Genomic DNA, 24,975 nt, shown 5'->3' on the forward strand with positions numbered 1-24,975 from the left:
TGGGATTGCCTAGGCTTACGTCATGTCACGTGACGAGACCGCCGGCCTCCGCGCGGCCCAGCTCCGCCTCGGCCGTCTGCCCGGATACGCGCCCCTCGCGGTTTGCCCCCGCCCGCCCGTACCGGAAACGGAGTTCGGCATGAGTACCACCCAGGCGCAAGCCCTCTTCCTGACCCTGGCCGTCGTCCTCGCCCTGGCCCGGCTGCTCGGAGCCGCCGCCCGACGGATCGGCCAGCCCGCCGTGCTGGGCGAGATCCTGATCGGGATCCTGATCGGCCCGACGTTCTTCCACGGCGCGCTCGCCCACCACCTGCTGCCGGCCCCCGCACAGCCCTACGTGGGCGCGCTGGCCGGCCTGGGGCTGGCGCTCTTCATGTTCCTCACCGGCCTCGAGCTGGAGCCCTCCCTGATCCGCAGCCAGGGCCGGACCGCGATGAGCGTGGCCCTCTGCTCGACCGCCCTGCCGTTCGTGCTGGGGACGCTGCTGGCCTGGCGGCTGCTGCCGCACCACCAGGTCCACAGCCGGGTCGGCTTTGTCGTCTTCCTGGGCGCGAGCATGGCCGTCACGGCGTTCCCGGTGCTGGCCCGGATCCTGGCCGACCGGCAGATGATGCAGACCCGGATCGGCGGGATCGCCCTGGCCAGCGCGGCGGCCTCGGACGTGCTGGCCTGGCTGCTGCTGGCGGTCGTGGTGGTGGTCTCGGGCGGCCCGTCCCCGTGGCGGCTGGCGCTGGCGCCGGTCTACCTGGCGCTGCTGCTCGGCGTGGCCCGGCCGGCGCTGCGCCGGATGGCCGCGACCCGGGCGGCCGGGCCCGGTGAGGCGGGCGGCCCGCCGTCGCCGGCGGCGGTGGCCGTGGTGCTGGGCGGCCTGATGCTCTCCTGCTGGGCCACCGAGTGGATGGGCCTGCACTACATCTTCGGCGCGTTCATGTTCGGCGCCGCCCTGCCGCGGGGCGTGGTCGCGCCGGCCCTCGACCCGGTCCGCGGGATCGCCGAGGGCCTGCGCGGGCTGGGCGTGGTCTTCCTGCTGCCGCTCTTCTTCGTCACGGCGGGCCTCAACGTCGACCTGACCCTGCTCGGCTCCCAGGGCTGGGGGGAGACGGCGCTGATCCTGCTGGTCGCCGTCGTCGGCAAGGGCCTGGGCGCGTTCGCGGGCGCCCGGGCGGTGCGGATGCCGGGCCGCCAGGCGGCCACGCTGGCCACCCTGATGAACACCCGGGGCCTGACCGAGCTGGTGATCCTCTCGGTCGGCCTCCAACTCGGCGTGCTGGACAAGCCGTTGTACGCACGGATGGTCCTGATGGCGGTGGTCACCACCTTCATGACCGGTCCGGTGCTGCGGCTGCTCCACTCGGACCAGCGGATCCAGCAGGACCGGGTGGAGGTCGCGTCGCGCGGGCCGGCCGCCGTCGCCGAGCCCCAGTCGGTCGGCTCCGGACCGGCCGCCTGACCCCGGGACGCCGAACCGCCCGGTCCCCGTCGGGGGCCGGGCGGTTCGGCGTCCGGGCGCCGGCCGTCGGTCAGAGCGCCGCGGCCGCCAGCAGCTCGACCTGCTTGAGGTCGGCCGTGCAGGGCAGCAGGATCAGCTCGTCGCAGCCGGCGTCGGCGTACGCCTGCGCGGTCTCGCGCAGCGCCCCGGCGTCGACCAGCACGCCCGAGGCCGTCCGCTCGGCCTTGGGGCCGACGAACGAGTAGTACTCCCGCAGGTAGCTCCCGGCCACCCGGCCGGCGTCCGGGCCCAGGCAGGCGTAGACCAGCGACACCATCCGCGGCCGCTCGGTGCGGCCGGCCGCCGTCCAGGCCGCCTTCGCCCGCCGGACCAGCTCCGCGTAGGCCGTCACGGAGTTCCCGCCCGCGATCCAGCCGGTGCCGAAGGCCGCGGCCCGCCGCATCCCGCGCGCGGAGTGGCCGCCGACCAGCAGCGGGATGCCGCCGGAACCGGCCGGCCGCGGGCCGACGGCACCGTTCGGCCCCTCGCCGGCCCAGATCTCCTGGAGCTCGCGCAGCAGGCGGTCCAGCCCGGCTCCGCGGCCCTCGTAGTCGGCGCCGGTCGCGGTGTAGTCGTCCGCGCGCCCGCCGGCCGCCACCCCGAGCACCAGCCGGCCCCCGGAGATCGCGTCGAGGGTGGCGGCCTGCTTGGCCAGCAGCGCCGCCCCGCCCCGGTAGCCGGCGATCAGGATGGTGGTGGACAGCCGGATCCGCTCGGTCACCGCGGCCGCGGCCGCCAGCGAGACCAGCGACTCGTAGTTGTCGTACACCAGCCGGTCCAGCACGCCGAGGCTGGCGAAGCCGTGCTGCTCCGCCCGGCGGGCCCACTCCGCCAGCTCTGGCCCGGACTTGTCGGGAACTGTGGTGGGCAGTCCCACTCCGATCTCCACGGGTCTCTCCTTCTTCGCGTCGGTCCGTGCGACAGGCGGCACGGGGTGGGGCCCGGCCGGGCCGGCGGCGAGCCGGCGCCGACCGGGGGTGCCCGGTCGGTCAGCGGGCGGCCACCGGCCGGGAGCCGGCCAGGACCTCCAGCTGGGTCACCAGGTCCGCGGGGGTCGGCTGGGCCAGCATCCGCTCGCGCAGCAGCCGGGCCGCCCCGCGGTGCGCGTCCGACTCCAGCAACCGCCGGGCGTCCTCGTGCAGTTGTGCCGCGTCGGCCTCGTCGCGGGTCAGCACCTCGCCCGCCCCGGCCGCCAGCACCCGGGCGGAGTGGCCCGCGTGGTCCGGCAGTTGGGGCACCAGCAGCAGCGGCAGGCCCGCGTGCAGCGCGGTCAGCACGGTGCCGGCGCCCCCGTGCGAGACCACCAGGTCCGCATCGGCGAGCAGGAGGTTCAGCGGGACGTCGGTCACCACCGTGACGTCCTCCGGCAGGTCGCCGAGCAACGGCCGCTGCGCGGCCGAGACCGCCAGCACCACGTCGACGTCCGGCCCGCGGACGGCCGCCGCCGCCTGCGCGCCGAAGAAGTGCGCGGCGGAGAGCTTGGCCAGGGTGTGGCCCCAGGTCACCACCACCCGGCGCCGGCCCGGGGCCGGCGGCGCGAGGGCCGGCGAGGGCGCCGCGCCCGGCCCGTTGAAGGGCACGTAGCGGACCGGCAGCCTCGGGTAGTCGGCCGGCAGTCGGAAGCCGTCCGGGCAGGGGTCGACGGTGACCGTCCCGAACGGGTCGAAGGCGCCCACCCCGTTGCGCTCCGCCAGCGGGGCGAGCACCCCGGGCAGCAGGTCCTTGGCCCGGACCAGCAGGTCGGTGCCGTACAGGTGGCGCACGGCCGGCACCCCGACGGCGGCCGCCGCGATCGGGCCGGCCAGCGCGGTGGGCTCGTAGACCACCAGGTCCGCGCGCCAGTCGCGGGCCAGCGCCACCAGGCCGTCCACCATCGAGTCGGCGTGCTCGTAGAACATCCGCATGGCCCGCGGCCCCTTGCCCGCCGGCTGGGCCGGAAGCACGGGCGCGGGCACGGCGGTCGACGGCAGCAGGTAGCCGCGGACCAGGCCGGCGGCGTCGACGTCCCGTCCGACGGCCGCGGCCGGCAGGCCGGTGCGCACGATCTCGTCAAGGGCCTCGGGCTGACTGGCCACCAGCACCTCGTGGCCGGCGGCCCGGCAGGCCCAGGCCAGCGGCACCAGCGAATACAGGTGCGAAGGCCACGCCCACGTCGTGAAGAGTATCCGCATGGAACGCCACATCCTCCTGGAGACCGACGGTCCGTTCCGTCCGGGCCCGCGGCCCACCGCGCCGGGGGCGCGGGGATGGAACGGCTGGGCCGAACCTCCCCCACCGGACTAAGGGGCCGGTCGCAGCAGACTCGAGGGGCGCCGCCCGGCCACCGCGACGCCCACCCCGGTCGAGTTCGCGTCCAGGCGTACCCGAGAGCCGCGCGGGACGCTGCCGCCAACTGCCCGCAGCGACCGCAGGAGAAGCAGATGGATCAGGGACTGGCTGGGAAGCGCGTGCTCGTCACGGGCGGCACCCGCGGCATCGGACGGGCCACCGCGCTCGCCTTCGCCCGGGCCGGCGCGCGGGTGGCGGTGTGCTCGCGCACCTCCGGCGAGGACGCGCAGAGCCTCGCCCGGGAGCTGAAGGAACTGGGTGAGGGCCACCACCTGGTGCAGGCCGACGTCACCGGGTCCGCGGGCGCGGCGAGCCTGGCCGAGCAGGTCCGGGGCACCCTGGGCGGCCTCGACGCGGTGGTCAACAACGTCGGGGTGGACGGCCAGGTCTGGTTCGCCGACCTGGAGGAGTCCGAGTGGCACCGGGTCGTCGACCACAACGTCACCTCCGCGTACCTGGTCACCCAGGCCGTGCTGCCGCTGCTGGTGGACGGCGCGTCGGTGGTCAACGTCGGCTCCTCGGTGGCGCTGCGCGGGCGGGTGCGGGGCGTCCACTACACCGCCTCGAAGGCCGCCCTGATCGGGCTCACCCGGGCGCTCTGCAAGGAGCTCGGGCCGCGCGGCATCCGGGTCAACACGGTCGCCCCCGGCCTGACCGAGACCGAACCCGGTGCCGGGCTCCCGCCCGAGGCCGTGGAGCGCATCGTGGGCATGACCGCGCTGGGCCGGATCTGCCAGCCGCAGGACGTGGCCGGCGCGATCCTCTTCCTGGCCGGGGACACCTCCGCCTACATCAGCGGGGTCACCCTCAACGTCGACGGCGGGGTCTGACCGGCGGCCGGCCGCACCCCGGTGGGTCCCGGCCCGCGCCTTCCGCGCCGGGCCGGGACCCACCGTGCGCCGCGGGCCGGCTCAGCCCCGGGCCGGCTCAGCCCCGGGCAGCCGGTGCACCACGCTGGCGACCGTCATCGAACCGCCGGTGCGCAGCGGGGCCAGTCGGCGCCGGTGCTCCACGTGCTCGGCGCTGAGTTCGAACTCCCGGAAGCTCGCCTCGTCGTCCCAGTCGGTGAACACGTAGTAGACGGGGCCGCCGTCCACCGGCCGCCCCGCCTCCTCGGTGGCCCGCACCAGCTGCTGCCCGCGGTTGGCCGGCCGGGCCGCGATGAGCCGCGCGATCTCCAGCCAGACCCGCTCGAACTCGGCCTCCCGCCCCTGCACGACGTCCATCCGCAGGACCACGCGCACCGGCTGCGTCCGCTCCGCCATCTCCGCCCACCCTTCTCGGCCCGCGCCGGCCCGGTCGGGCCGGCCCCGCCCAGCCTGCCGCCGCCCCCTCGATTCCTCCTCGATGCGGCGTTGCTCGAGCAGTACACGATCGGCGGTGGCGATCCTCCGGGCTCCTGTCCAGACCGTGAAGGGAGCACCGGATGACCGCGCAACCGCACGTGCCCGTCCTGATCGTCGGAGGCAGCCTGGTCGGGCTGTCGGCGGCGCTGTTCCTGGCCCGGCAGGGGGTGCCCGCCCTGGTGGTGGAGCAGCGCGCCGCACTCTCCCCGCACCCCCGCACCCGCGGGGTGAACCCGCGCTCGATGGAGCTGCTGCGCTCGGCCGGTCTGGAGGAGCGGCTGCACCGGCTGCCCTCGGCCCGGCTGCTGGCCCGCAACAGCGGTGTCCGGCTGGCCCGTTCACTGGCCGGGCCGGAGCTGGGCGCGTTCCGCGAGGAGTACTACCGGGAGGTCCGGTCCGACCTGAGCGACCTCTCGCCGTCCACCTGGTGCCTGTGCCACCAGAACGAACTGGAGGCGGTGCTGCGCGAGGCGGCCGAACAGGCGGGCGCGGAGGTCCGGTTCGACACCGAGTTCGTCTCCTGCACCCAGGACGGCGGCCCGGACGGCGGCCCGGACGGCGGCCCCGACGGCTCGGTCACCGCCGAGCTGCTGGACCGGCGCACCGGGCGCACCCGGTCGGTGCGGGCCCGCTACCTGGTCGGCGCGGACGGCTCCGGCAGCGCGGTGCGCCGGGAGCTGGGCGTGCCCTTCCCCGGCGAGGGGGAGCTCGGCCGCTTCCTGGCCGTCCACTTCCGGGCCGACCTGGCCGAACAGCTCGGCGACCGGCGGTTCGTCATGTGCTACACCTTCAACTCCCAGGTGCGCGGGGCGCTCATCCCGCTGGACAACGCGCGCGAGTGGCGGCTGGACGTCGTCCTGGACGCCTCCGGCCCCGGTGCGGATCCGCGCACCTTCACCCCCGAGCGGTGCACGGAGCTGGTCCGGGCCGCGGCCGGGGTGCCCGACCTGGCGGTGGAGGTGCTGGGCACGACCCCGTGGACCGCCGCCGCGAAGGTGGCCGACGCGTTCCGGGTCGGCCGGGCCTTCCTGGCCGGCGACGCCGCGCACGTGATGCCGCCCAGCGGGGCGTTCGGCTCCAACGCCGGCCTCCAGGACGCCCACAACCTGGCCTGGAAACTGGCCGCCGCGCTCGCCGGGCAGGCCGGGCCGGCGCTGCTCGACAGCTACCAGGACGAGCGGCGGCCGGTCTGCGCCGCGACCGTCCGACAGGCCGTGCTGCGCCAGCGCGACCGGCCGCGCGGCGGCGACCGCTCCGCCGACCGCGGCCTGCCGCCCGGCATCGTCGACGACGCCGCGATCTGGTTCGGCGGGCGGTACCGCTCCGCGGTGCTGGCCACCGAGGCCGGGCCCGGGCCGGTCGAGGAGGACGGGGTCTGGACCGACGAGCCGCGCGGCCTGCCGGGCACCCGGGCGCCGCACGTGCACCTGCGCGACGCCGCGGGCGACCGCTCCACGCTGGACCTGTTCGGCCCGGCGCCGGTGCTGCTCACCGGCGCCCTGCCGGGCGGCTGGCCCGCGGCGGCGACGGCGGTCGCGGCTGCCCGGGGCGTGCCGCTGCGGGTGTGCTCCGTCGGCGGCCCCGACGGGCCGGCGGACCCCACCGGCACGTGGGCCAAGGCCTACGGGGTGACCGAGGAGGGCGCGGTGCTGGTGCGCCCGGACGGCGTGGTCGCCTGGCGCTCGCCGGGAGCCGCGCACGACCCGGAGGCCGCGCTGCGCCGGGCGCTGGGACTGCTGCTGGGACGCTGACCGGGCGGCGCGCGACGCCGAAGGGCGCCGGCCCCCTGCGGGACCGGCGCCCTTCGGCGTGCCGGGGACGTGCACTCCCGCGACGGCTCCCCGCGCGCGGCCGGCTGTACCCGATCAGCTGAGCCCGATCAGCTGTGCTCGATCAGCACCGAGGCGTCCTTGTCGCCGTCCCCCGCCTCGACCACGGCCGCGAAACGGTCCCGCACCGCGTCCAGCACCGGCATCGTGACCCCCGCCGTGGCGGCGTCCGCGACGGCCAGCCGCAGGTCCTTCTCCATCAGCGCGCTGCGGAAGAAGGCCGGCTGGTAGCTGCCCTTGCGCATCAACTCGGCCCGGAAGCGCATCACTTCGGAGCTGAAGCCGGTGCCCGCGATGGTCGCCAGCAGCTGGTCGCGGTCCAGTCCGGCCCGCGCCCCGTAGGTCACCGCCTCGGCCAGCGAGGCGACCTGGGCGCCCAGCAGCAGGTTGAGGATCAGCTTGGCGGTGGCCGCCGCGCCGGGGGCGCCGAACAGCACCAGCTCGGAGCCGAGGGCCGCCAGCACCGGCCGGACGGCCTCGATGTCCTGCTCGTCCCCGGCCGCGAAGACCCGCAGTCCGCCCTCCCGGGCCTGCAACGGGTTGCCCACCACACAGGCCTCGACCCTGCGCAGCCCCGCCTCGGCCAGCCGCACGGCGGCCGCGCGCGCGTACTCGGGCGACACGGTCGAGGTGTCGATCACCACGCTGCCGGGCGCCAGCTCCGGCACCACCTCGCCGAACAGCACCTGCTCGACGGCGGACTCGTCGCTGAGGCTGAGCAGCACGGTGCGCACGCCCGCGACCGCCCGGGCCGGCGACTCGGCCAGCACGGCGCCCTCGGCCACCAGCGGAGCGGCCCGGCTCGCCGTCCGGTTGTACACGGTCAGGTCGTAGCCGGAGGTGAGCAGGCGGTGCGCCATGCCACCGCCCATGCTGCCGAGTCCGACGAACGCGAGTCTGCTGCGGCTCATGGTGCTGCCTTCCTTCACGTGGGGTGGTGCGCATGGGGTGGTGCGGGAACGGACGGGCGAACGCGGCCGCCCCGTCGACCGGCGGGCGCCGGAGCGTCCCCGGCGCCGCGGAGCGCCGGGGACGGTGGTCGACGGGGTGCGGCGGGGTCAGTAGGCGGCGTCCACCTGGTAGATCGCGAACGGGCGGCCGGTCCGGTCGTCCCGGTAGGGCCGCAGCGGTGCGGTGTCCTCGCGGTGCTCGGCGCCGGACTCCCACGCGTCGAAGGCCGCCCGGCTCTCCCACCGGCTCACGACCACCAGCGAGAAGGGGTCGTGGCCGTGCTGGAGCAGCTCGTTGCCGAGCATCCCGGGCACCGCGGCGAGCCGCCGGCTCACCTGGTGGTACGCCGCCCGGACGGCGGCCAGCTCGGCCTCGTCGCGGGCGAACTGGTAGACCAGCACCCGCATTTCAGGCATCGCCCGGTACCGCCTGCCCGGGGATGTGGGCCACCACCTCCATGGTGTGGAACGAGCCGCCGCTGCGGTAGGGGTGCAGCTTGGCGCGGTGCTCCAGGTGCGCCGGGCTCTCCTCGAAGGCGCGGAACCGGGGCTCGTCCAGCCAGTCGCTGACGATCCAGTAGGTGCCCTGCTGGTCGGTGTCCTTGGACAGCCACTGGCCGAGGTTGGCCGGGTGGCCGGTGACGGCCCCGGTACCGCGGTGCCACTCCGCCACGAACGCGTCCTCGGACCCCGGCTTGATCTCCATGCGGAGCGTCACCCGGAAGGTCATCAGGAGATCCCCCCGTCGACGCTGACGGTGGAGCCGGTCACGTACCGGGACAGGTCGCTGGCCAGCCACAGCACGGCGCCGGCCACCTCCTCCGGGGTGCCCAGCCGGCCGAGCGCCGTCTTGGCGCTGTAGCGCTCGATCATCAGCTTCTGCTGGTCCTCGGGCAGCTTGTACAGGTTCTCGGTCTCCACCACGCCGAGCGCCACCACGTTGAACCGGATGCCCTTGGCGCCGAACTCCTTGGCCAGCGAGCGGTTCAGGCCCACCAGCGCCGCCTTGGTGGCGGTGTAGTGCGAGCGCAGCGGTATCCCCGCGTCCACCGCCTTGGAGCCGATGCTGACGACCGAGGAGCCGGCCCCGAGCAGCGGCAGCGCGTGCTGGATGACCAGGTGCGCCGCGGTGACGTTGGTGGTGAAGACCCGCTGGAACTCCTCCAGCGGCAGCTCCGCGTACGGGATGTGGCTGATCGCCCCGGCGTTGTTGACCACCAGGTCGAGCCGGCCGAACTCCTCGCCGGCCCGCGCGACCAGCGCGGCGACCTCCTCGGGGCGGGTCAGGTCGGCGCGCACCACCAGGTGGTTGCCGCCGATCTCCTTCAACTCCCGCTGCAGCGACTCGACGTAGTCGCTCTCCTGCTGGTAGCAGGTCACCACGTCGACGCCGGCGCGGGCCAGCGCGAGCACGACGCCCCGCCCGACACCTCGGGTGCCGCCGGTGACGAGGGCCTTCTTGCCCTCCAGGGCCAGGTTCATGGTCTTCCTCCTAGGAAGGGACGGGCGTGGGACGACGGTGGGGCCGGTCGGCCCGCCGGGCCCGGCGGGGTCAGAGCAGGGCGCACAGCGCGGCGCAGTTGACGACCATGGCGAGCACGGCCAGCACGCTGCGGCGCCGGTTCCACGGGCCCCACTGACCGCGCGGGTCCACGGCGGCGAAGTCCGCCGGCAGGTTCTCCGGGTCGATCGTCTGGATCCACTTGTTGATCGGCACGTTCTTGGTGATCGAGATGACGATGGTGGCCGCCGCCAGCAGCGCGGCGCCCAGGCAGAGCGCCCGGGCGGCGGCCTGCGGCGCGCCGAAGCCGAGCACCAGGTCGCCGACCAGGGTGCCCAGCAGGCAGATCGGCATCGCCGGGTCGTAACGGGTGGCGAAGAAGGCGTGGGCGTGGACGTAGCGCTCCGGCGGCAGCGCCGCGAGCAACGGCCAGCCGCCGAGCTGGGTGCCCAGCAGCACCCCGGCGGCCAGGCCGTTGAGCAGCACCACCAGCGGTGCCAGTAGAGCGGTCACCGGAACTCCTCTCCGCGGCGACTGAGCACCGAAGGGGCGGACTGGACGGGGGACGGGGGTGGTGGGGCGCGCGGACGCTACGCGGGCGTGCGGGCGCGGGCGGCCGCCTCGACCCGCTCCTTGATCAGCTGCTGCTGGATCACGGTGTTGCGGTTCAGGTGCTCGGTCATCCCCGCGTCGTCCACCGGCGCCTGCGGCTTCATGTGGAAGTCCTGGACCCAGCGCATCAGCACCCCGCCCTGCTCGCCGGCGGTGTACTCCCAGTGGATCTCCATGAACTCGAACGGACCGGTCTCCACCCGGAACGCCTTCACCGTGCGGGTCGCCGCGTCCGGGGTCCGGCGGGAGACCCAGCTCCACGCCACGCCGTTCTCGTCGGGGTGCATGGTGAGCCGGAAGGTCACGGTGTCCCCGTCGCGTTCCAGCACCTCGACCGAGGCGTACTCGCTGAACAGGTTCGGCCAGTTCTCCAGGTCGTTGGTGATCTCCCAGACGGTCTCCAGGGGTGCGTCGATCAGGATCGAGTTGTCGGTGTGACCCGCCATGGCGTGCCTTCCTTCCGTCAGCGTGCGAGGATCAGGGCCGAGTTGAAGCCGCCGTGGCCGCGGGCCAGGACCAGGGCGTGCCGCAGCGGCGTGGTGCGCGGCGCCTGGGTCACCAGGTCCAGGTCGCAGCCCGGGGCGAGCTCCTCGACACCGGTGGTGTGCGGGATGACGCCGTCGCGCAGCGCCAGCAGGGCGGTGGCCACGTCCAGCGGCGCGCCGCCGCCGTAGAGCCGTCCGGTGAGCACCTTGGGCACGGTGACCGGCACCGCGTGCGGTCCGAACACCGCGCTGATCGCCCGGGCCTCCGCCAGGTCGTCCGCCGGCGTGCCGGAGCCGTCCGCGAAGACCACGTCGATGTCGCCGGCGGTCAGTGCGGCGTCGGCCAGCGCCTGCTCGATGGTGCGCCGCAGCGCCGGCGGCCGGTCGGAGCCCGGGGCGGGGTCGAAGCCGGCGGCGTAGCCGAGCACCCGGCCGTAGGACTGCCCGGCGCCCCGCTCGGCGGCCGAGGCCGCGCTCTCCAGCACCAGGATCGCGCCGCCCTCGCCGGGCAGGTGGCCGCTGGCCGCCCGGTCGAACGGCAGGTAGGCCCGCTCCGGGTCGGGCACGGTGGACAGCTTGCCGGTGGACAGCTGGGCGGTCACCCCGTACGGGCAGAGCGAGGCGTCGGTGCCGCCGGTGAGCACCAGGCGGGCCCCGCGCCGGGTCAGCCGACGGGCCTGGCCGATCGCGTCCAGGCCGCCGGCCTGCTCGCCGCAGAGCACCCCGCACGGACCGCGCATCTTGTGGCGGATGGAGAGCTGCCCGGTGGTGGCGGCGTAGAACCAGGCGATCGACTGGTAGGCGCCGACCCACTCCGGGTTGTTCCGGTAGAGCGTGGTCATCTCGTGCTGGCCGAACTCGGTGCCGCCCGAGGAGCTGGCGGTGACCACCGCCAGCTCGTACTCGGGCAGCGCGCCCGGGTCGACCCCGGCGTCGGCCAGCGCGTCCGTCGAGGCGGCCAGCGCCAGGTGGGTCCAGTGGTCGGTCTGCTGGATCAGCTGGCTGGGCACCATGTCGGTGGGGCTGAAGCCGCTCACCTCGCCGGCCAGGGTCACCGGGTAGGCGGCGGGGTCGAACCGGGTGATCCGGTCGATGCCCGACTTGCCGGCCAGCACCGCGGCCCAGTGGGCCTCGACGCCGATGCCGGTCGGCGCGGCGATGCCGATCCCGGTGATCACCGGGGGGCTGTCGTGGGTCGGCACGGTCAACTCCTCCCGTAGGCGACGGCTCCGGGCCGGGCCAGGACCATGGCGCTCTGGAAGCCGCCGAAGCCGCTGCCGACCGTCAGCACCACGTCGGTGCGGTGCTCACGGGCGACCAGCGGCACGTAGTCCAGGTCGCACTCCGGATCGGGGTGGTGCAGGTTGGCGGTGGGCGGCACCACCTGGCGGTCCAGCGCCAGGGCGCAGGCGGCCACCTCGATCGAGCCGATGGCCCCCAGCGAGTGGCCGATCATCGACTTGATCGAACTCACCGGCACGTCGTAGGCGTGGCTGCCCAGGCTGCGCTTGAACGCCGCGGTCTCGTGCCGGTCGTTCTGCTTGGTGCCCGAGCCGTGCGCGTTGATGTAGCTCACCGCGGTCGGGTCCAGCCGGGCCTGGTCGAGGGCGACGGTGATGGCCTCGGCCATCTCGCGGCCGTCCGCCTTCAGCCCGGTCATGTGGTGGGCGTTGCTGCGCCCGGCGCTGCCGACGATCTCGCCGTAGATGTGGGCGCCGCGGGCCTCGGCGGCCGTCCGCTCCTCCAGCACCAGGACGGCGGAGCCCTCGCCGAGCACGAACCCGGCCCGGTCCCGGTCGAAGGGGCGCGAGGCGTGCTCGGGGTCGTCGTTCTTGCCCGTGGTGGCCCGGATGGCGTCGAAGCAGGCCGCGCTGATCGGGGAGATCGGCGCGTCGGTGGCCCCGGCCAGTGCCACGTCGGCACTGCCCTCCTCGATCAGCTGGACGGCGTGCGCCACCGCGTCGATCCCGGAGGTGCAGCCGGTGGAGATCAGCGAGACCGGGCCCTCCGCGCCCGCCGTCCAGGCCACCTCCACCGCCAGGGTGGACGGCACCATGTAGCCGTAGAGGTGCGGGACGCCGTAGGTGTGGTCGACGAGCCACTTCTTCCCGTGGTCGCTGAGGACGACGTACTCCTCCTCCAGGCCCATGGTGCAGCCCACCGCGCTGCCCAGGCCCACCGCGATCCGCTCCGGGCGCACCGCGGCCAGGTCGAGCCCGCTGTCGGCGATCGCCTCGCGGGCGCTGACCACGGCGAACTGCGCGGCCCGGTCCATCCGCCGGATCTCGGGGGCCGTCAGGCCGGCCGCCGCCGGGTCGAAGTCCACCTCGGCGGCGACCTGGGAGCGGAACTCGGTGGGGTCGAACAGGCTCAGCCGCCGGGTGGCGGTGCGCCCCTCGGTGAGCAGCTGCCAGAAGGCCTCCCGGCCGACGCCGCCCGGTGCCACCACGCCGATGCCGGTGATCACCGCCCGTCGCCGGGCCGGCGGCCGGGCGGTGCTCATGCCCGGCCTCCCACCTGCGGGTTGGCGGCCTGCGGGTGCTGGGCCGGCTCGGTGTCCACGTGCCCGAGCTCGGGCCGCGGGGCGAGCGGCGACAGGTGGAAGGCGCAGTGCGCGGTGGTCTCCCCCACGTTCACCAGGCGGTGCCGGACGCCGATCGGCACCAGCAGGGAGTCCCCGGCGGCCAGCCGCACCGGCTGCCCGTCGAGCGTCATCTCCAGCTCGCCGGAGACCACGTGGAGGAACTCCTCGGAGTACGGGTGGTAGTGCTCGGTGATGTGGTCACCGGACGCCAGGGTCATCACCCCGCCGAAGCCGGAGGTGCAGCCGACCGTCTTGGGGCTGAGCGTCACCCGGATGTCGCCGCCGCGCTTGGTGTTGGCCTCGGCCTGGTCGGCGGAGAACTTCACGGTGCGGGAGATGGTGGTGCGGTCGGTGGTGGTCATCGGATCCGCCCCTCGCCCTTGGTCCACACGTAGAAGGGGGTCGCCATGGCGTCCTTGGGTTCCTTCCAGTTCGGGTCGTACGGGTTCACACACGCGGCGAGGCGGGTGTTGATGTCCTCGTAGAGCGGGTGGCTGCGCGCCTTGTAGAGGTCGGGCGCGATGTCCTGGTCGGCCTCGACCAGGTGGAAGTAGAGGTCGTGGAACCTGAACAGGGTGCGCCGGGAGACACCGATCAGGTGCGGCAGCTCGGTCGCGTCGGAGTCACCGAAGATGCCCGCGATCTCGTCCGCCTTGCCCGGTTGCAACTTCGCCACGATGAGGGTTCGGTGCACTGCTGGCCTCCTGTGGATTCGTTCCTGACACCGACAGCTGGACTGTCCCAGCGGAGACTGGAGGTCCACTCAAGTGCCGCTGCAAAAAAGGGACTTGAGAGAAATCCGAGTCACTGCTGCTGGCATCGACGGGTCCGTGCCGCCCAGCGCTCCCAGGAGTGGTCCATGCCGTTCGCCGCCATCACCTACGACATCAAGCCGGGATTCGAGGCCGAACTCGCCGAGATCTTCGGCAACTTCCGCCGGGTGAAGTCCGACCAGGTGCGCACCGAGAGCGGTGAGGAGGCCGGGCGGATCCTGGCCACCGCCGTCTTCATCCGCGACGACACCCTGGTGCGGGTGATCGAGTACCAGGGGGACCTGGAGGCGGTCGCCCGCCACATGGCGAACCAGCCCGGGGTGCGCGAGGTGGAGCGCAGCCTCAAGCCGTACCTGAGCCGCCCGCGGGACACCGACACGGTGGAGGGCTTCGTGGCCACCTTCCGACGCAGCCTGCTGCGCACCGTCGCCCAGATCTCGGTCCGGGACCTGCCGGCCGCCTCCTGACCCCCGCCCGCACGCGGATCGGCCCGGCCCCGCCTGAGCGGGGCCGGGCCGATCCGTCGGTACCGTCATCTCACCAGCGCCGCATAGCTGTTCACGAACAGGGCGGCGGCGGCCAGCACGGTGCGCAGCACGTGCCAGCGCCGCCACAGCGGGCGCGGGTCCTGCCAGTCGGCGGGCAGCCGGTCAGGGTCCTCGACGGCCTTCACCCGGCGGTTGATGGGGACGTTGCACAGGTGCGAGACCGCGGAGACGCCCAGCAGCAGGACCGCGGCGACGGCGGCCGGGGCGCGGTGGGCCCCGCCGCCTAACACCGCCCACAGGATGTCGGCCAGGGTCGAGCCGAGCACGATGGCCGGCATGGTCGGATCCCAGTTCCGGCCGAGCAGCTGGTGCGCGTACACGTAGGTGCTCGTGGGCATCGCGAAGAGCGCGGGAAGCACGCTGAGCGCGACGGCGAACAGCACTCCGGCCGTTACCCCGCTGCCGAGCAGCGCGAGCAGGCCCAGCACCGCAGTCATGGTGAACCGCCTTTCAGGGCCGGGTGCTCAGCCCCGGCCCGGGTGGGTGTCCACGGTGAGCTGGGCGATCGGGCGCATGACGGCGTTGCGGAAGTACGCCGCGAAGCCCTCCGCACTGGTGGTGTCCCGCTCCTCCGCGAGGTAGGGGGACAGCCGGTCCTCCAGCACGTGCACCCCGGTCTGCCGGGCCATGTGCCGGCCCACGGCCGCGAAGTCTCCCTCGTAGTGGATGACCCGGACCAGCACGTCGTCCTTGATGAAGACGCCGGTGCCCAGCAGCCGGCCGGCCGCCGCACCGTCGGCGTGGGCGAAGTCGGGGGTGTCGACCCGCTGGAAGTCCGCGAAGATCGCGGCGATCTCGTCCTCGTGGCCCGGCTTGACGCGGTAGGTGATGGCTGCGTACGGCATCAGGCACCCCGCACGGAGAGCGCGGTGTTGATCAGCTGGAGCAGCGCCCGGGGCGTCTCCACGCCGATCACCTCGTCGTCCGAGAGCTCGATGCCGCGCTCCCGCTTGAGGACTCCGGTGACCTGGAGCAAGGCCAGCGAGTCGTAGCCGAGTTCGAGGAAGGGGACCTCCGAGACGTCGTCGTTGTCCAGGTCGTAGTCCTCCGCCTCGCCCGCGCACTCGCGCAGCTTGTCGGTCAGGTCGGTCAGGGTGAACTCGCTCATCGCTTTCCCTTCTCAGGTGGTGTCGGGGGTCGGCCCGCGTCGGGTTCAGATGGCCCGCAGCAGTCGGCCGGGAGCAGCGGCGCTCCGGACCAGGTCGAGCCCCGGGTCGGCATCCAGTACGGCGCTCTGCAGCTCGCGCAGCTCCGGTGACGGATCGATGCCCAGCTCGCGGCTGAGCACGGTGCGCAGCCGCTGGTAGATCTCCAGCGCGTTGCCGCGCCGCCCCGCTCGGTAGAGCGCGATCATCAACTGCGCCTGCAACCCCTCGTGCAGGGGGTACTGGGCGCACAGGCCGGCGAGTTCGCCGACCAGCTCGTGGTGTCGGCCGAGCCTCAGGTCGGCCTCGATCCGGCGGCTGAGGATGCTCAGCCGGGACTCCTCCAGCAGGCGGGCCTCCGCCTCCAGCAGCGTCCCGCACTGGACGTCGGCCAGGGCCGGGCCGCGCCACAGGGCCAGCGCCTGGCGGAAGGCGGCGGAGGCGGCCGCGTGGTCGCCGCCGTCCATCGCCCGGTGGCCGCGCCGGCTGAGCAGGTCGAACTCGACGCTGTCCAGCGAGCCGCCCTGGGTGTCCAGCAGGTAGCCGCCGGGCTCGGTGACCAGGACGCTCTTCGAGCCGAGCGGCAGGTCCTCCTGCGCCTGGCCGCCGAGCGCCGTGGCGATGCGCCCGCGCAGTTGCAGGACGTACGTCTGCAGGGTGGTCTGGACGCTGCGCGGCGGGTGCTCGCCCCAGACCTCCTCGATCAGCGCCTCCACCGACACCAGCCGGTCCGCCCGGCAGGCCAGCAGGGCGAGCACCTTGCGGGGCTTCCCGGCTGTCGGCACGATCGAGATCCCCGACTGGTCGACCCTGAGCGGGCCGAGCAGGCCAATGTACATGTCGCCATCTCCCTTCCAGGTTCACGGTGTTCAAGATCCGGGCGCGGTGCCGGTCCGGACCGCGGTGCGGGCCTCCCGGCCGGTCGGCTCACCCCACCGCGGCGAGCGCGGCCGGTCCCGCGAGCATCTCGCCGAGCATCTGCGGCAACTCGCCCTCCCGGACGAAGAAGTGGCCGCCCGGCAGGGTGCGGAACTGGAAGTCGGCGGTGGTCCAGCGTTCCCACTCGGCGACGGCGGCCGGGGTGGCGACCTGGTCCTGGGCGCCGGCGAACGCCCAGATCGGGCAGGACAGCGGGGTCATGGCGCCTTCGCGCAGCGTCCGGCCGAGGGTCAGGTCGGCGCGCGCGGTGGCCAGCATCTGCCGCAGCCAGTCGGGGCGGGCGGGGAGTTCCTCGGGGACCCCGCCCAGGCTGGCCAGCAGGGCGAGCAGTTCGCGGTCCGACAGGTCCGCCGAGGCGATCAGCGGGTTGCTCAGGTGGGGGGCCATGCAGGCGCCGACCAGCACGCTGATCGGCGCCCGGCGGCCGGCCCTGATCCGGTGCTCGGCGAAGCGGTAGGCGACCAGGGCGCCGAGGCTGTGCCCGTAGAAGGCGAACGGCCCCTGGTCCAGCATCGGGCCCAGGTGTTCGTCCAGCTCGCTCAGCAGGGAGCCGACGTCGGTGATCCGGGCCTCGCCCAGCCGGCTCTCCCGGCCCGGCAGTCGGACCGGGACGACCGAGACGTTGCGGCCCACCCGGGAGGCCCAGCCGGCGAACGTCAGCGCACCGGCCCCGGCGTGGTGGAAGCAGACGAGCCGCAGGGGTGCTTCGGCCCGCGGCCTGGCTGCGAAGTACTGGTTCACTCGGCCTCCTTCGCTTCCATCGGCACCGCCGTCCGGCAGTGCCCGACGATGGTGGCCAGCGGCCCTGGAAGAACGGTGGACGAGAGGTGGAGCACCGATGGACAGGCAGCCACCCGGGTGCCGAGACGGCACCCGGGTGGGCGGGGTGGGACGTGCGGACGCTCAGCCGACCAGGCGGCCGCCGTGCGCCAGCGGAAGGGCGGCCTCCGAGCCGTAGTCGTCGGCCGGTTCCCCGTGCAGGATGGCCTGCTGGAGGCGCTGGAGCTGGCCGGACGGTTCGAGGCCGAGCTCCTCGATCAGGGTCTCGCGCAGTTTCTGGTACACCGCCAGCGCGCGGGGGGCTCGGCCCGACCGGTAGAGCGCGACGATCAGGTGGGCGTGCAGGGCTTCGTCCATGGGGTGGTGCCCGGTCAGAGCATAGAGCTCGCCGACCAGTTCGTGGTGCCGGCCCATCCGCAGGTCGGCCCGGATCCGCCGCTCCAGCACGCCGATCCGGGACTCCTCCAGCCGGGTGACGTCGATGCTCAGGTGGTGGCCGTGCCGGACGTCGACCAGCGCCGGCCCCCGCCACAGTGCACAGGCCGCGCCCAGCAGCGCCGAGGCGGCCTCCAGGTCGCCGACCCCGAAGGCCGCGTGGCCGGCGGTCGCCAGCCGGTCGAACTCGGTGGCGTCCACCTCGCTCGGCGCCACCTCCAGCACGTAGCCGCCGTGCCGGGTGGCGAGCGTCTGCGGGGCGCCGTCCGGCGCGCCGTTCTCCTGGGCGGCCGCCCGCAGCTTGCGGCGCAGTTGGAGGATGTACGTCTGGAGCGTGGTGGGGGCGCTGCGCGGCAGCTCCGCCCCCCAGAGCTCCTCCATCAGCTGCGGCACCGATACGATCCGGTTGGCGTTCAAGGCCAGCAGCGCCAGGATCTGGCGCGGCTTGGCGGCTGTCGGGACGATCGACACACCGGAGTCGGCGGCGGTCAGCGGGCCCAGTACCTGAATCTCCATCCGAGGACGTCCCCCAACTCTCCGCGGGTGCCGGGCTGCGGCTGCATCCGGTCACCGTGGATCGTGGCACGCACGGCGATCTCCGGGACAGTGAGATCCTCAGGTTTCCGGCCGGAGGTTAGCGCTCCGAACCGGCGTGAATTCCTCATGCCCGGCCCGTGACCGACGCACTGGCGGCGACCCGGTCGGCCGGCGGATGATTCTCGGGTCGGCCCCGGCCGGGCCGACCGGGCGGACCCCGACGCACCGGCGCCGGCCCGACGGGTCCCGTCGAACCGGCGCGGCTCCGACCGGGAGCGCCGACCCGGTGCCGGAGGCGGGCGGACCCCACCGGGATCCGCGGGAGGCTCACGGGCGCGCACCACCGCCACCGAGCAGTTCGGCCAGCAGGTCGTCCGCCACCCGCAGGCCCTGCAGCCCGTCGCCGCTCTCGCCGAAGCCCGCTTCGTACAGGGCGACGCTCACGGTGTAGCGCTGCTGCAGCACCGCCGTGTGGAAGCTCCACTCGTCCCCGGTCCCGGGCGAGCCGTCCGGCAGGCGGACGTCCTGGGCCTGTTGCTCGCCGGGGCCGAAGCCGAACTCGGTGAAGCGGAACCGCATCCCCTGGCCGATCGCCTTGCTGTAGGCCTCCTTCAGCGTCCACAGGCGCACCAGCGCGCCGTTGCGCCGGTCCTCGGCGATCCGTGCCAGCTCCGCCAGTTCGTGCCCGGTGCACATCTGCGGCTCGGTGCCCAGCCCGATCATCTGCCGGTCGGACAGTTCGGCGTCCACCCCGATCCAGCCGCGCCGGGTCAGCCCGACCACCAGCAGGTCGGCGGTGTGGCTGAGGCTGATGTCCAGCTGTTCGACGCCGCGCAGGAACGGGCGGCCGCCGAGCTTGTAGGCCAGCTCCAGGTCGTCCGGCGACTCGCCGACCACCGCGCCGGCGGTGTGCTTGAGCATCAGCCGGGAGGCCACGAACCGGGCCCGGACGGTCGGGTGCCGCATCCGGCGGAAGCGGGCGTAGTCGGGCCCGAGGCGCTCGGGCAGCGCCGGATCGGTGAGGTCCGCCGGCAGCCAGTCCTCCATCCGGGCGTGGACCAGCGCGCTGCCGTACCGGGCCGTCGCGGCGCGCACCTCCTCCCACGGCCCGTCCGGCCCGCGCACCTGGATCGGGCCGGCGAAGATCCGGGAGGTCCGCGGGTCACGCACCGGTTCCAGCCGGGACGCCACTCAGACCACCTCCACCGGGGACAGCCGCAGCACCAGGTAGTCGGACAGCGAGCCGACGGTGTGCAGGTACGGCAGGATCTCCGGCAGCGTGCACCCGCCGAGCTCGGGGAAGTGCTGCTCCAGACCCGACTTGAGCTGCATCAGCATCACCGAGTCGAACCCGAGGTCGTCCACCAGCTGCAGCTCCCCGTCGAGTTCCTGCTCGGGGCCGTCCGCCGCCTCGCCGAAGAGCAGTTCGGGCGTCACCTCGCCGACGCTCAGCAGTGCGGCCCGCAGCCGCCGGGTGACGGCGCCGGCCGTCGTCCCGGTGGTCACGACCGCTCCCGGCCGGGCCGCCGGAGCGCCGCCCGGTCGACCAGGTGGCGGGCCAGCTCCCGGACGGTGGCGCAGTCGTAGATCGCGCCCGGTTCCAGCATCACGCCGAAGGTCTCCTCGATCTCGCCGTAGAGGCCGAGCGCCACCACGGAGTCGAGGCCGTACTCGACCAACTGCGCGGCGGGGTCGATCCGGTGGGCGACGGGCAGGTGGGCCCGCAGTCGGGCGATCAGCCAGCCCTGCGGCTCGTGCTCGGTGCCGTCGAGCGCGGTGAGCACCGGCGGTTTCGCATGTGCCGTTGGTCTCGTCATCAACGGTCCCGTCCGTCCCCGTGGGTGAGTGTGGTACCGGCCAGCGGTGTGTCGTACAGGTCGTAGCTGCGGTGCCGGTGGAACCTCGCCAGCACCTCGGCGAGCAGCGCGTCGCCGTGGTCCGCGGCCGGCTTCGGCGTCGGCGTGCCGAGGCGGCGCAGCAGTCGGGTCAGGGCCGCCACCGCCCAGCCGGGGCCGGCCAGGAAGCCGGTTCCGAGCGCCTGCTGCCGTCGCCGGACGCCCAGGCAGGCGGCGCCGGCCAGCACCAGGGCGTAGCGGTCGACCAGGGCCCGGCCCTGGGCGGTGGCCAGCGCGGAGCGGCCGTCCCGGTCGAGGTCGGCGCACCCCTCGCGCAGGGCGGCCAGCTCGGCCACGAGCAGGTCGGCCAGGGCGGCCAGTTCGGCCCGGGCGGCCTGCTCCCCCGGGGCGCTGTGCTCCTCCGGATCGGCCGGGTCGACCGGTTCGGCCAGCGCGGCGGCGTCGGCCAGCAGCGCGGCGGCGAGCGGGTCGCCGCCGGCCGCCGGGGTGATCCGGCCGAGGTCCAGGGCGGGCAACCGCCCCGCCTCCAGCTCGAACAGCCCGGCCGGCGGCGCGGCGTCCCGGAACCAGGACTCCCTTGCCAGGCGCGGCAGTTGCGGGACGACGGTGGCCCGGAAGGCGGCCGATCCGGCCGCCCCGAGCCCGATCATCGGCAGGTCGCGCACGCTCTTGCCGAACGCCGCGTACGCCCCGTCGTGGGCGTGGAACTCCGCCCCCAGCAGGGTGGAGAGTTCGTAGGCGGTGTCGGTGAGCAGCTGCGGCAGCAGGTACTTGACCGCGGCCGCGTACAGGGCGGCGTCCCCGGGGACCAGGTGCGCGGCCCGGGTCGCCACCAACGCGAGGCAGTCGCACATCAGCAGGTCGACGAAGGCGCCGGCCAGCGTGGCGCGGGCGTGCGAGACCGGCTGCGCGGCGGCCGGACCGGCCGCCGGACCGGCGTCGGAGCCGGCGGCAGGAGCGGTGTCGACCGTGCCGCGGTCCACCACGCAGGCCACGGCGGTGCGCAGTGCGGTGTCCGCACAGCCGAGCGCCACCGAGGGGCCGACGGCGCGGATCACCGGGAGGACCCGCAGCGCCAGTTCCAGGCCGCGCCCCGGCTCGCCCAGCAGGGCGGTGGCGGGCACCGGGCAGTCGGCGAACTCGATCCCGGCCACCAGGCAGCCGCGCACTCCGCGGGTGCGGCGCCTCGGCAGTCCGGTCACCCGGTCGGCGGGCAGCTCGGCCCGGTCCACCAGCAGCGCCGAGTGGCTCCGCCGCCCCTCGCCGATCCGGGCGAACAGCACCAGCGCCTCGGCCCGTTCGACGTTGGTGAAGGAGTCCTTGCGTCCGTGCAACCGGAGCCCGGAACGGTCGGCGGATCGGTCGGCGGGCCGGTCCTCGGAGCGGTCGGCGGGCCGGTCCTCGTCCGCCGCGGGCTCCGGCCGCGCGGTGAGGTCGTTGCCGAGGAAGTTGCTGCCCCGGGCCAGCTCCGGGTAGGCCGCGGCCACCCGGCCGCCGCGCCGGAGCAGCGCCGCCACCGCGCGCTGCTGCTCGGGCCGACCGGCCGCCCAGACCACCGCGGCGGCCTGGAAGGTGCTGAAGCCGTAGCCGAGGCCGAGCGCCGCGTCCCGGCGGAACACCACCCGCACCACCCGGGCCAGGCTGTCCAGTTCCCGCAGCCGTCCGCCGAGCCCGCCGGGCACGAACTCGTCGTTCAGACCGAACCGTTCGAGCAGCAGCTCGGCTGCCGCGAGCGGTTCCCGCCGTTCGTCGGCGGCGAGGAAGGCCGCGCCGCCCAGCGGATTGGCCGGATCGGCCGGATCGCCGAACCGGCGCTCCAGCTCGGCCACCCGGCGCCGGACCTCGGTCTCGGCCGTCGTCCCGCCGACCACGTCCACGTCCACGTCCACGTCAGCCACGGCCGGACTCCGCCCCCGACGCCACCGACGCCACCGGACCGACCGGGCGCCCGACGCGCACGGCCGGCCACCCCCTAGCCACCGGAGAGCAGCGCGGCCACGCCGCCCGCCGCCTCGCGCGACGGCTCCCCGGGCTCCCGCTCCTGCCCGACCGGCACCCGGCCCTGGCGCGCCGCCGCGTGCAGCGGCTCGATCCGGCCGGCCAGGAAGAGCTGGCGCATCGCGGTGCGCCGCAGTTTCCCGCTGGTGGTGCGCCGCACCGTGCCCGGGCGCACCAGCAGCACGTGGTCCACCGTGACGCCGAACTCCTCGGCCACGCACCGCTGGACGGCACCGACCAGGGCGGGCAGCTCCTCCTTGGAGTTCCGCCCGCCGGTGCGCACCTCCTGGACCACCACCACCTCGTCCTGCTCCGCCCCGACCGCGAAGGCCGCCGCCGAGCCGAACATCACGCTGAGCCGCTGCACCTGGGCCTCGATGTCCTGCGGGTGCAGGTTGCGGCCGGCCACCACCAGCATCTCCTTGAGCCGTCCGACGACGAAGAGTTCGCCGTCGGCCAGGAAGCCCAGGTCGCCGGTGCGCAGATAGCCGCCCGCGTCCTGCGGCCCGGCCCCGGCCGGCATCGCCCGGAAGAGCTCGGTGCTCTCCCGGGCCCGGTTCCAGTAGCCCCGGGCGACGCTGCTCCCGCGCAGCCAGATCTCGCCGACCTCCCCCGCCGGCAGCCGGTGCAGCGAGTCCGGCGCGACGATCAGCACGTCCACCTCACCGCCGGGAAGCCCACCGCCGACCGGCCCGACCGGCATCACGGTGCGGGTCGGGCGGCCCGCCACCGGCGGGGCGACCCGGTTCTGCGCCAGCGCGGCCGCGTCCACCGTCCGGCCCGGCCGGGTGCCGCCGACCGTGACCATCAGGGTGGCCTCGGCCATGCCGTACCCGGGGCGCAGCGCGGTGCGCCGGAACCCGGCCGGCCCGAAGCGGTCCGCGAAGTCCGCCAGCGTCCGGGCCCGCACCGACTCGCCGCCGCTGACGGCGACCTCCCAGCGGCTCAGGTCCAGCGTGCGGGCCTGCTCCTCGGTGACCCTGCGCACGCAGAGCTGGTAGGCGAAGTCGGGCGCGCCGGAGACCGTCACACCGTGCCGGTCGATCATCCGCAGCCAGCGCAGCGGGCTCCGGGCGAAGGCGAGCGGGGTGAGCAGCGCGGCCGAGGCCCCCAGGTAGAGCGGGTGCAGCAGTTGGCCCATCAGCCCCATGTCGTGGTGGAAGGGCAGCCAGCCGCCGATCCGCGAGTGCCGGTCGGTGCCCAGCGCCCGCTGGATGGCCCGCTGGTTGGCGAGCAGGTTGGCGTGGCTGATCACGACCCCCTTGGGCTCGCTCACCGAGCCCGAGGTGTACTGGAGGAGGGCCGGCTCCTCGGGCCGGGCGGGCGGACGGACCCAGGCCCCGGGGTCGCCCAGGCCGGGCCGGTCGCTGGCCAGGCAGGGCACGTGCGACTGGCCCACCGTGGCGAGCAGTTGGGAGACCACGGGGGCGTGCGCCACATCGGTCAGCACCTGGCCCGCCGCGGTGTCCCGCAGGATCCTGGCCAGCCGCTCGTTGGAGTGCCGGGTGCCGCTCGGGGCGGGCGCCGGGACGGGGATCGCCCCGGCGTACAGTGCCCCGAGGAAGGCGGGTGCGAAGCTCGCGCCGTCCCCGTGGCAGAGCACCACCCGCTGCCCGGGCGGGCCGTCCTGCTGGAGCCTGGCGGCGATGCCCTTCGCCGCCAGGTCCAGTTCGCCGTAGCTGACCGAGAGGTCGGCCGGCGGCAGGGCGCCGGCCGGCCCGGGGCCGCCCTCCTCGGCGCGGACGAAGCGGTAGGCCTCCTGAGTCGCCAGCTCCTCGGCGCGACGGAGCAGCAGGTCGGTGAAATCGGCGGCTCTGGCCACTACAACCCCCATGACGCGTGGTCCGACGAACGATCAGGCGCACTGCTGCCACGCTGCGCGCCACGGGTGGCAGGACAGCTCTCGACCGTGCACTCCGCCGATCATGCGTGCGAAGGCTCAAGCCGCGGTCGAATCCGCCGGGACCACGCCGCGTCCGCCCGCCCCCGGGCCGGGCGGCGCACGGCTACCGGAGCAGCACCGACTCGGGCATCGGGTGGCCGACCAGGATCGCCTGGTGCACCCGCTGCATCCGCGCCGACGGCTCCAGGCCGGTCTCGTCCACCAGCCTGGCCCGCAGCCGGCGGAACACCTCCAGCGCCGTCCCGGACCGCCCGGCCCGGTGCAGCGCGATCATGTACTGGGCGTGCAGCGTCTCGTACAGCGGCTGCTCGGCGGTCAGCGCGGTCAACTCGCCCAGCAGCTCGGCGTGCCGGCCCAGCCGCAGGTCCGCCTCGATCCTCAGCTCCAGGGCGCCGAGCCGCACCTCGGCCAGGCTCAGGCACTCGATGCCGAGCTGGCGCCCCTTGGGCACGTCCACCAGCATCGGCCCGTCCCAGAGCCCGAGCGCCTGGTGCAGCAGGAGGCCGGCCGCCCGGTCCTCACCGGCGGCCAGCGCCCGCCGGCCGCGCTCGATCAGCGCCCGGGCCCGGTGCAGGTCCACCAGCTCGGGGGGCACCAGCAGCCGGTAGCCGCCGTGGACGGTGGCCAGCAGTTCCTTGGCCGCGACACCGCTCGGGTCGCCGAGCGCGGTCGAGATCCGCCGGCGCAGCTGGAGCACGTAGGTCTGCAGGGTGGTGACCGCGCTGCGCGGCAGCTGCTCGCCCCAGAGCTCCTCGGTCAGCATCGGGACAGTGACGATCTGTCCGGCCCGGACGGCCAGCAGGGCCAGCACCTGGCGCGGCTTGGCGGCGGCGGGCAGCACGTCGACCTCGCCGATCGCGGCCCGCAACTGCCCCAGCAACCGGAAGTCAGCGATCACGTTCTCCCCTCTCCCGGAGACTGCCCGGTCCCACCGGCA

At 74.8% G+C, this 24,975-nt stretch carries 29 protein-coding genes; 4 read left to right on the plus strand and 25 right to left on the minus strand.

What is annotated here, in order from left to right:
* Positions 1-139 precede the first annotated feature (139 nt).
* Positions 140-1,450, plus strand: coding sequence for a cation:proton antiporter (locus tag AB0O91_RS30875; protein WP_363440016.1), 1,311 nt, complete (start codon positions 140-142; stop codon positions 1,448-1,450).
* Between the two features lie 70 nt (positions 1,451-1,520).
* Here AB0O91_RS30875 and AB0O91_RS30880 read toward each other — a convergent pair whose 3' ends face one another.
* Together AB0O91_RS30880 and AB0O91_RS30885 are read right to left on the minus strand one after the other, a co-directional pair.
* Positions 1,521-2,378, minus strand: a complete 858-nt coding sequence (locus AB0O91_RS30880; RefSeq protein WP_363440019.1) for an LLM class flavin-dependent oxidoreductase — start codon at positions 2,376-2,378, stop codon at positions 1,521-1,523.
* A gap of 100 nt (positions 2,379-2,478) precedes the next feature.
* On the minus strand, positions 2,479-3,660 hold the full coding sequence (locus AB0O91_RS30885) for a nucleotide disphospho-sugar-binding domain-containing protein (RefSeq protein WP_363440022.1): 1,182 nt from the start codon (positions 3,658-3,660) through the stop codon (positions 2,479-2,481).
* 249 nt (positions 3,661-3,909) lie between these two features.
* Between AB0O91_RS30885 and AB0O91_RS30890 the strand changes: the two genes are divergently transcribed.
* Positions 3,910-4,647 (plus strand): SDR family oxidoreductase, encoded by a 738-nt coding sequence (locus AB0O91_RS30890; RefSeq protein WP_363440025.1) that lies wholly within the window; start codon positions 3,910-3,912, stop codon positions 4,645-4,647.
* Between the two features lie 81 nt (positions 4,648-4,728).
* Here the strand turns inward: AB0O91_RS30890 and AB0O91_RS30895 are convergent, their stop codons facing one another.
* A complete protein-coding gene (locus tag AB0O91_RS30895; RefSeq protein ID WP_363440028.1) occupies positions 4,729-5,082 on the minus strand; it encodes an antibiotic biosynthesis monooxygenase family protein in 354 nt (117 codons plus the stop codon).
* A 161-nt stretch (positions 5,083-5,243) separates the two neighbouring features.
* Here AB0O91_RS30895 and AB0O91_RS30900 point away from each other — a divergent pair, with 161 nt between their 5' ends.
* Entirely contained in the window at positions 5,244-6,914 is a 1,671-nt protein-coding gene (locus AB0O91_RS30900) for an FAD-dependent monooxygenase (protein ID WP_363440031.1), read from the plus strand.
* 128 nt (positions 6,915-7,042) lie between these two features.
* On the opposite strand, the gene AB0O91_RS30905 is transcribed toward AB0O91_RS30900, so the two are convergent.
* From AB0O91_RS30905 to AB0O91_RS30950, 10 genes are all read right to left on the minus strand, one after another.
* Entirely contained in the window at positions 7,043-7,903 is an 861-nt protein-coding gene (locus AB0O91_RS30905) for an NAD(P)-dependent oxidoreductase (RefSeq protein WP_363440034.1), read from the minus strand.
* A gap of 147 nt (positions 7,904-8,050) precedes the next feature.
* On the minus strand, positions 8,051-8,359 hold the full coding sequence (locus AB0O91_RS30910; RefSeq protein ID WP_363440037.1) for an antibiotic biosynthesis monooxygenase family protein: 309 nt from the start codon (positions 8,357-8,359) through the stop codon (positions 8,051-8,053).
* A complete protein-coding gene (locus tag AB0O91_RS30915) occupies positions 8,352-8,672 on the minus strand; it encodes an antibiotic biosynthesis monooxygenase family protein (protein ID WP_363440039.1) in 321 nt (106 codons plus the stop codon). The genes AB0O91_RS30910 and AB0O91_RS30915 overlap by 8 nt, the downstream gene beginning before the upstream one ends.
* Positions 8,672-9,424 carry an SDR family oxidoreductase gene (locus AB0O91_RS30920; protein ID WP_363440042.1) on the minus strand — a complete coding sequence of 251 codons (753 nt, stop codon included), beginning with the start codon at positions 9,422-9,424 and terminating at the stop codon, positions 8,672-8,674. The genes AB0O91_RS30915 and AB0O91_RS30920 overlap by 1 nt, the downstream gene beginning before the upstream one ends.
* A gap of 70 nt (positions 9,425-9,494) precedes the next feature.
* The gene (locus AB0O91_RS30925; RefSeq protein ID WP_363440045.1) at positions 9,495-9,956 is read right to left on the minus strand and encodes a DUF1772 domain-containing protein; all 462 of its coding nucleotides are present in this window, start codon (positions 9,954-9,956) and stop codon (positions 9,495-9,497) included.
* A gap of 77 nt (positions 9,957-10,033) precedes the next feature.
* Positions 10,034-10,501 (minus strand): SRPBCC family protein, encoded by a 468-nt coding sequence (locus AB0O91_RS30930; protein ID WP_363440048.1) that lies wholly within the window; start codon positions 10,499-10,501, stop codon positions 10,034-10,036.
* Between the two features lie 17 nt (positions 10,502-10,518).
* On the minus strand, positions 10,519-11,742 hold the full coding sequence (locus AB0O91_RS30935; protein ID WP_363440051.1) for a ketosynthase chain-length factor: 1,224 nt from the start codon (positions 11,740-11,742) through the stop codon (positions 10,519-10,521).
* A 2-nt stretch (positions 11,743-11,744) separates the two neighbouring features.
* Positions 11,745-13,043 (minus strand): beta-ketoacyl-[acyl-carrier-protein] synthase family protein, encoded by a 1,299-nt coding sequence (locus tag AB0O91_RS30940; RefSeq protein WP_363440055.1) that lies wholly within the window; start codon positions 13,041-13,043, stop codon positions 11,745-11,747.
* Positions 13,040-13,486 (minus strand): cupin domain-containing protein, encoded by a 447-nt coding sequence (locus AB0O91_RS30945; RefSeq protein ID WP_363440058.1) that lies wholly within the window; start codon positions 13,484-13,486, stop codon positions 13,040-13,042. Before AB0O91_RS30945 ends, AB0O91_RS30940 begins: the two co-directional genes overlap by 4 nt.
* Positions 13,483-13,818 carry a TcmI family type II polyketide cyclase gene (locus AB0O91_RS30950; RefSeq protein WP_363440061.1) on the minus strand — a complete coding sequence of 112 codons (336 nt, stop codon included), beginning with the start codon at positions 13,816-13,818 and terminating at the stop codon, positions 13,483-13,485. The genes AB0O91_RS30945 and AB0O91_RS30950 overlap by 4 nt, the downstream gene beginning before the upstream one ends.
* A 165-nt stretch (positions 13,819-13,983) precedes the next feature.
* Between AB0O91_RS30950 and AB0O91_RS30955 the strand changes: the two genes are divergently transcribed.
* Positions 13,984-14,364 (plus strand): SchA/CurD-like domain-containing protein, encoded by a 381-nt coding sequence (locus tag AB0O91_RS30955; protein WP_363440064.1) that lies wholly within the window; start codon positions 13,984-13,986, stop codon positions 14,362-14,364.
* Between the two features lie 65 nt (positions 14,365-14,429).
* Here the strand turns inward: AB0O91_RS30955 and AB0O91_RS30960 are convergent, their stop codons facing one another.
* The 12 genes from AB0O91_RS30960 to AB0O91_RS31015 form a co-directional block, all read right to left on the minus strand.
* The gene (locus tag AB0O91_RS30960) at positions 14,430-14,882 is read right to left on the minus strand and encodes a DUF1772 domain-containing protein (RefSeq protein WP_363440067.1); all 453 of its coding nucleotides are present in this window, start codon (positions 14,880-14,882) and stop codon (positions 14,430-14,432) included.
* Between the two features lie 27 nt (positions 14,883-14,909).
* The gene (locus tag AB0O91_RS30965) at positions 14,910-15,290 is read right to left on the minus strand and encodes a SchA/CurD-like domain-containing protein (protein WP_363440070.1); all 381 of its coding nucleotides are present in this window, start codon (positions 15,288-15,290) and stop codon (positions 14,910-14,912) included.
* Positions 15,290-15,553 carry an acyl carrier protein gene (locus AB0O91_RS30970; RefSeq protein ID WP_363440073.1) on the minus strand — a complete coding sequence of 88 codons (264 nt, stop codon included), beginning with the start codon at positions 15,551-15,553 and terminating at the stop codon, positions 15,290-15,292. The genes AB0O91_RS30965 and AB0O91_RS30970 overlap by 1 nt, the downstream gene beginning before the upstream one ends.
* A 45-nt stretch (positions 15,554-15,598) precedes the next feature.
* The gene (locus AB0O91_RS30975) at positions 15,599-16,429 is read right to left on the minus strand and encodes an AfsR/SARP family transcriptional regulator (RefSeq protein WP_363440076.1); all 831 of its coding nucleotides are present in this window, start codon (positions 16,427-16,429) and stop codon (positions 15,599-15,601) included.
* An 88-nt stretch (positions 16,430-16,517) separates the two neighbouring features.
* On the minus strand, positions 16,518-17,270 hold the full coding sequence (locus AB0O91_RS30980) for an alpha/beta fold hydrolase (RefSeq protein WP_363440079.1): 753 nt from the start codon (positions 17,268-17,270) through the stop codon (positions 16,518-16,520).
* 162 nt (positions 17,271-17,432) lie between these two features.
* Entirely contained in the window at positions 17,433-18,260 is an 828-nt protein-coding gene (locus AB0O91_RS30985; RefSeq protein WP_363440082.1) for an AfsR/SARP family transcriptional regulator, read from the minus strand.
* A gap of 348 nt (positions 18,261-18,608) precedes the next feature.
* Positions 18,609-19,472, minus strand: coding sequence for a 4'-phosphopantetheinyl transferase superfamily protein (locus AB0O91_RS30990; RefSeq protein WP_363440084.1), 864 nt, complete (start codon positions 19,470-19,472; stop codon positions 18,609-18,611).
* Positions 19,473-19,787, minus strand: a complete 315-nt coding sequence (locus AB0O91_RS30995) for an acyl carrier protein (protein ID WP_363440086.1) — start codon at positions 19,785-19,787, stop codon at positions 19,473-19,475.
* Entirely contained in the window at positions 19,784-20,098 is a 315-nt protein-coding gene (locus tag AB0O91_RS31000; RefSeq protein ID WP_363440089.1) for an acyl carrier protein, read from the minus strand. The genes AB0O91_RS30995 and AB0O91_RS31000 overlap by 4 nt, the downstream gene beginning before the upstream one ends.
* Positions 20,098-22,035, minus strand: coding sequence for an acyl-CoA dehydrogenase (locus AB0O91_RS31005; RefSeq protein ID WP_363440091.1), 1,938 nt, complete (start codon positions 22,033-22,035; stop codon positions 20,098-20,100). The genes AB0O91_RS31000 and AB0O91_RS31005 overlap by 1 nt, the downstream gene beginning before the upstream one ends.
* Positions 22,036-22,109: 74 nt before the next feature.
* Positions 22,110-23,957: a fatty acyl-AMP ligase gene (locus AB0O91_RS31010; protein ID WP_363440094.1), complete on the minus strand. Its 1,848-nt coding sequence runs from the start codon at positions 23,955-23,957 to the stop codon at positions 22,110-22,112.
* 184 nt (positions 23,958-24,141) lie between these two features.
* Positions 24,142-24,936, minus strand: a complete 795-nt coding sequence (locus tag AB0O91_RS31015; RefSeq protein ID WP_363440097.1) for an AfsR/SARP family transcriptional regulator — start codon at positions 24,934-24,936, stop codon at positions 24,142-24,144.
* Between the last annotated feature and the right edge of the window lie 39 nt (positions 24,937-24,975).

The sequence above is a fragment of the Kitasatospora sp. NPDC089797 genome, from assembly GCF_040684795.1.
In the GTDB taxonomy this organism is placed as follows: Bacteria; Actinomycetota; Actinomycetes; order Streptomycetales; family Streptomycetaceae; genus Kitasatospora.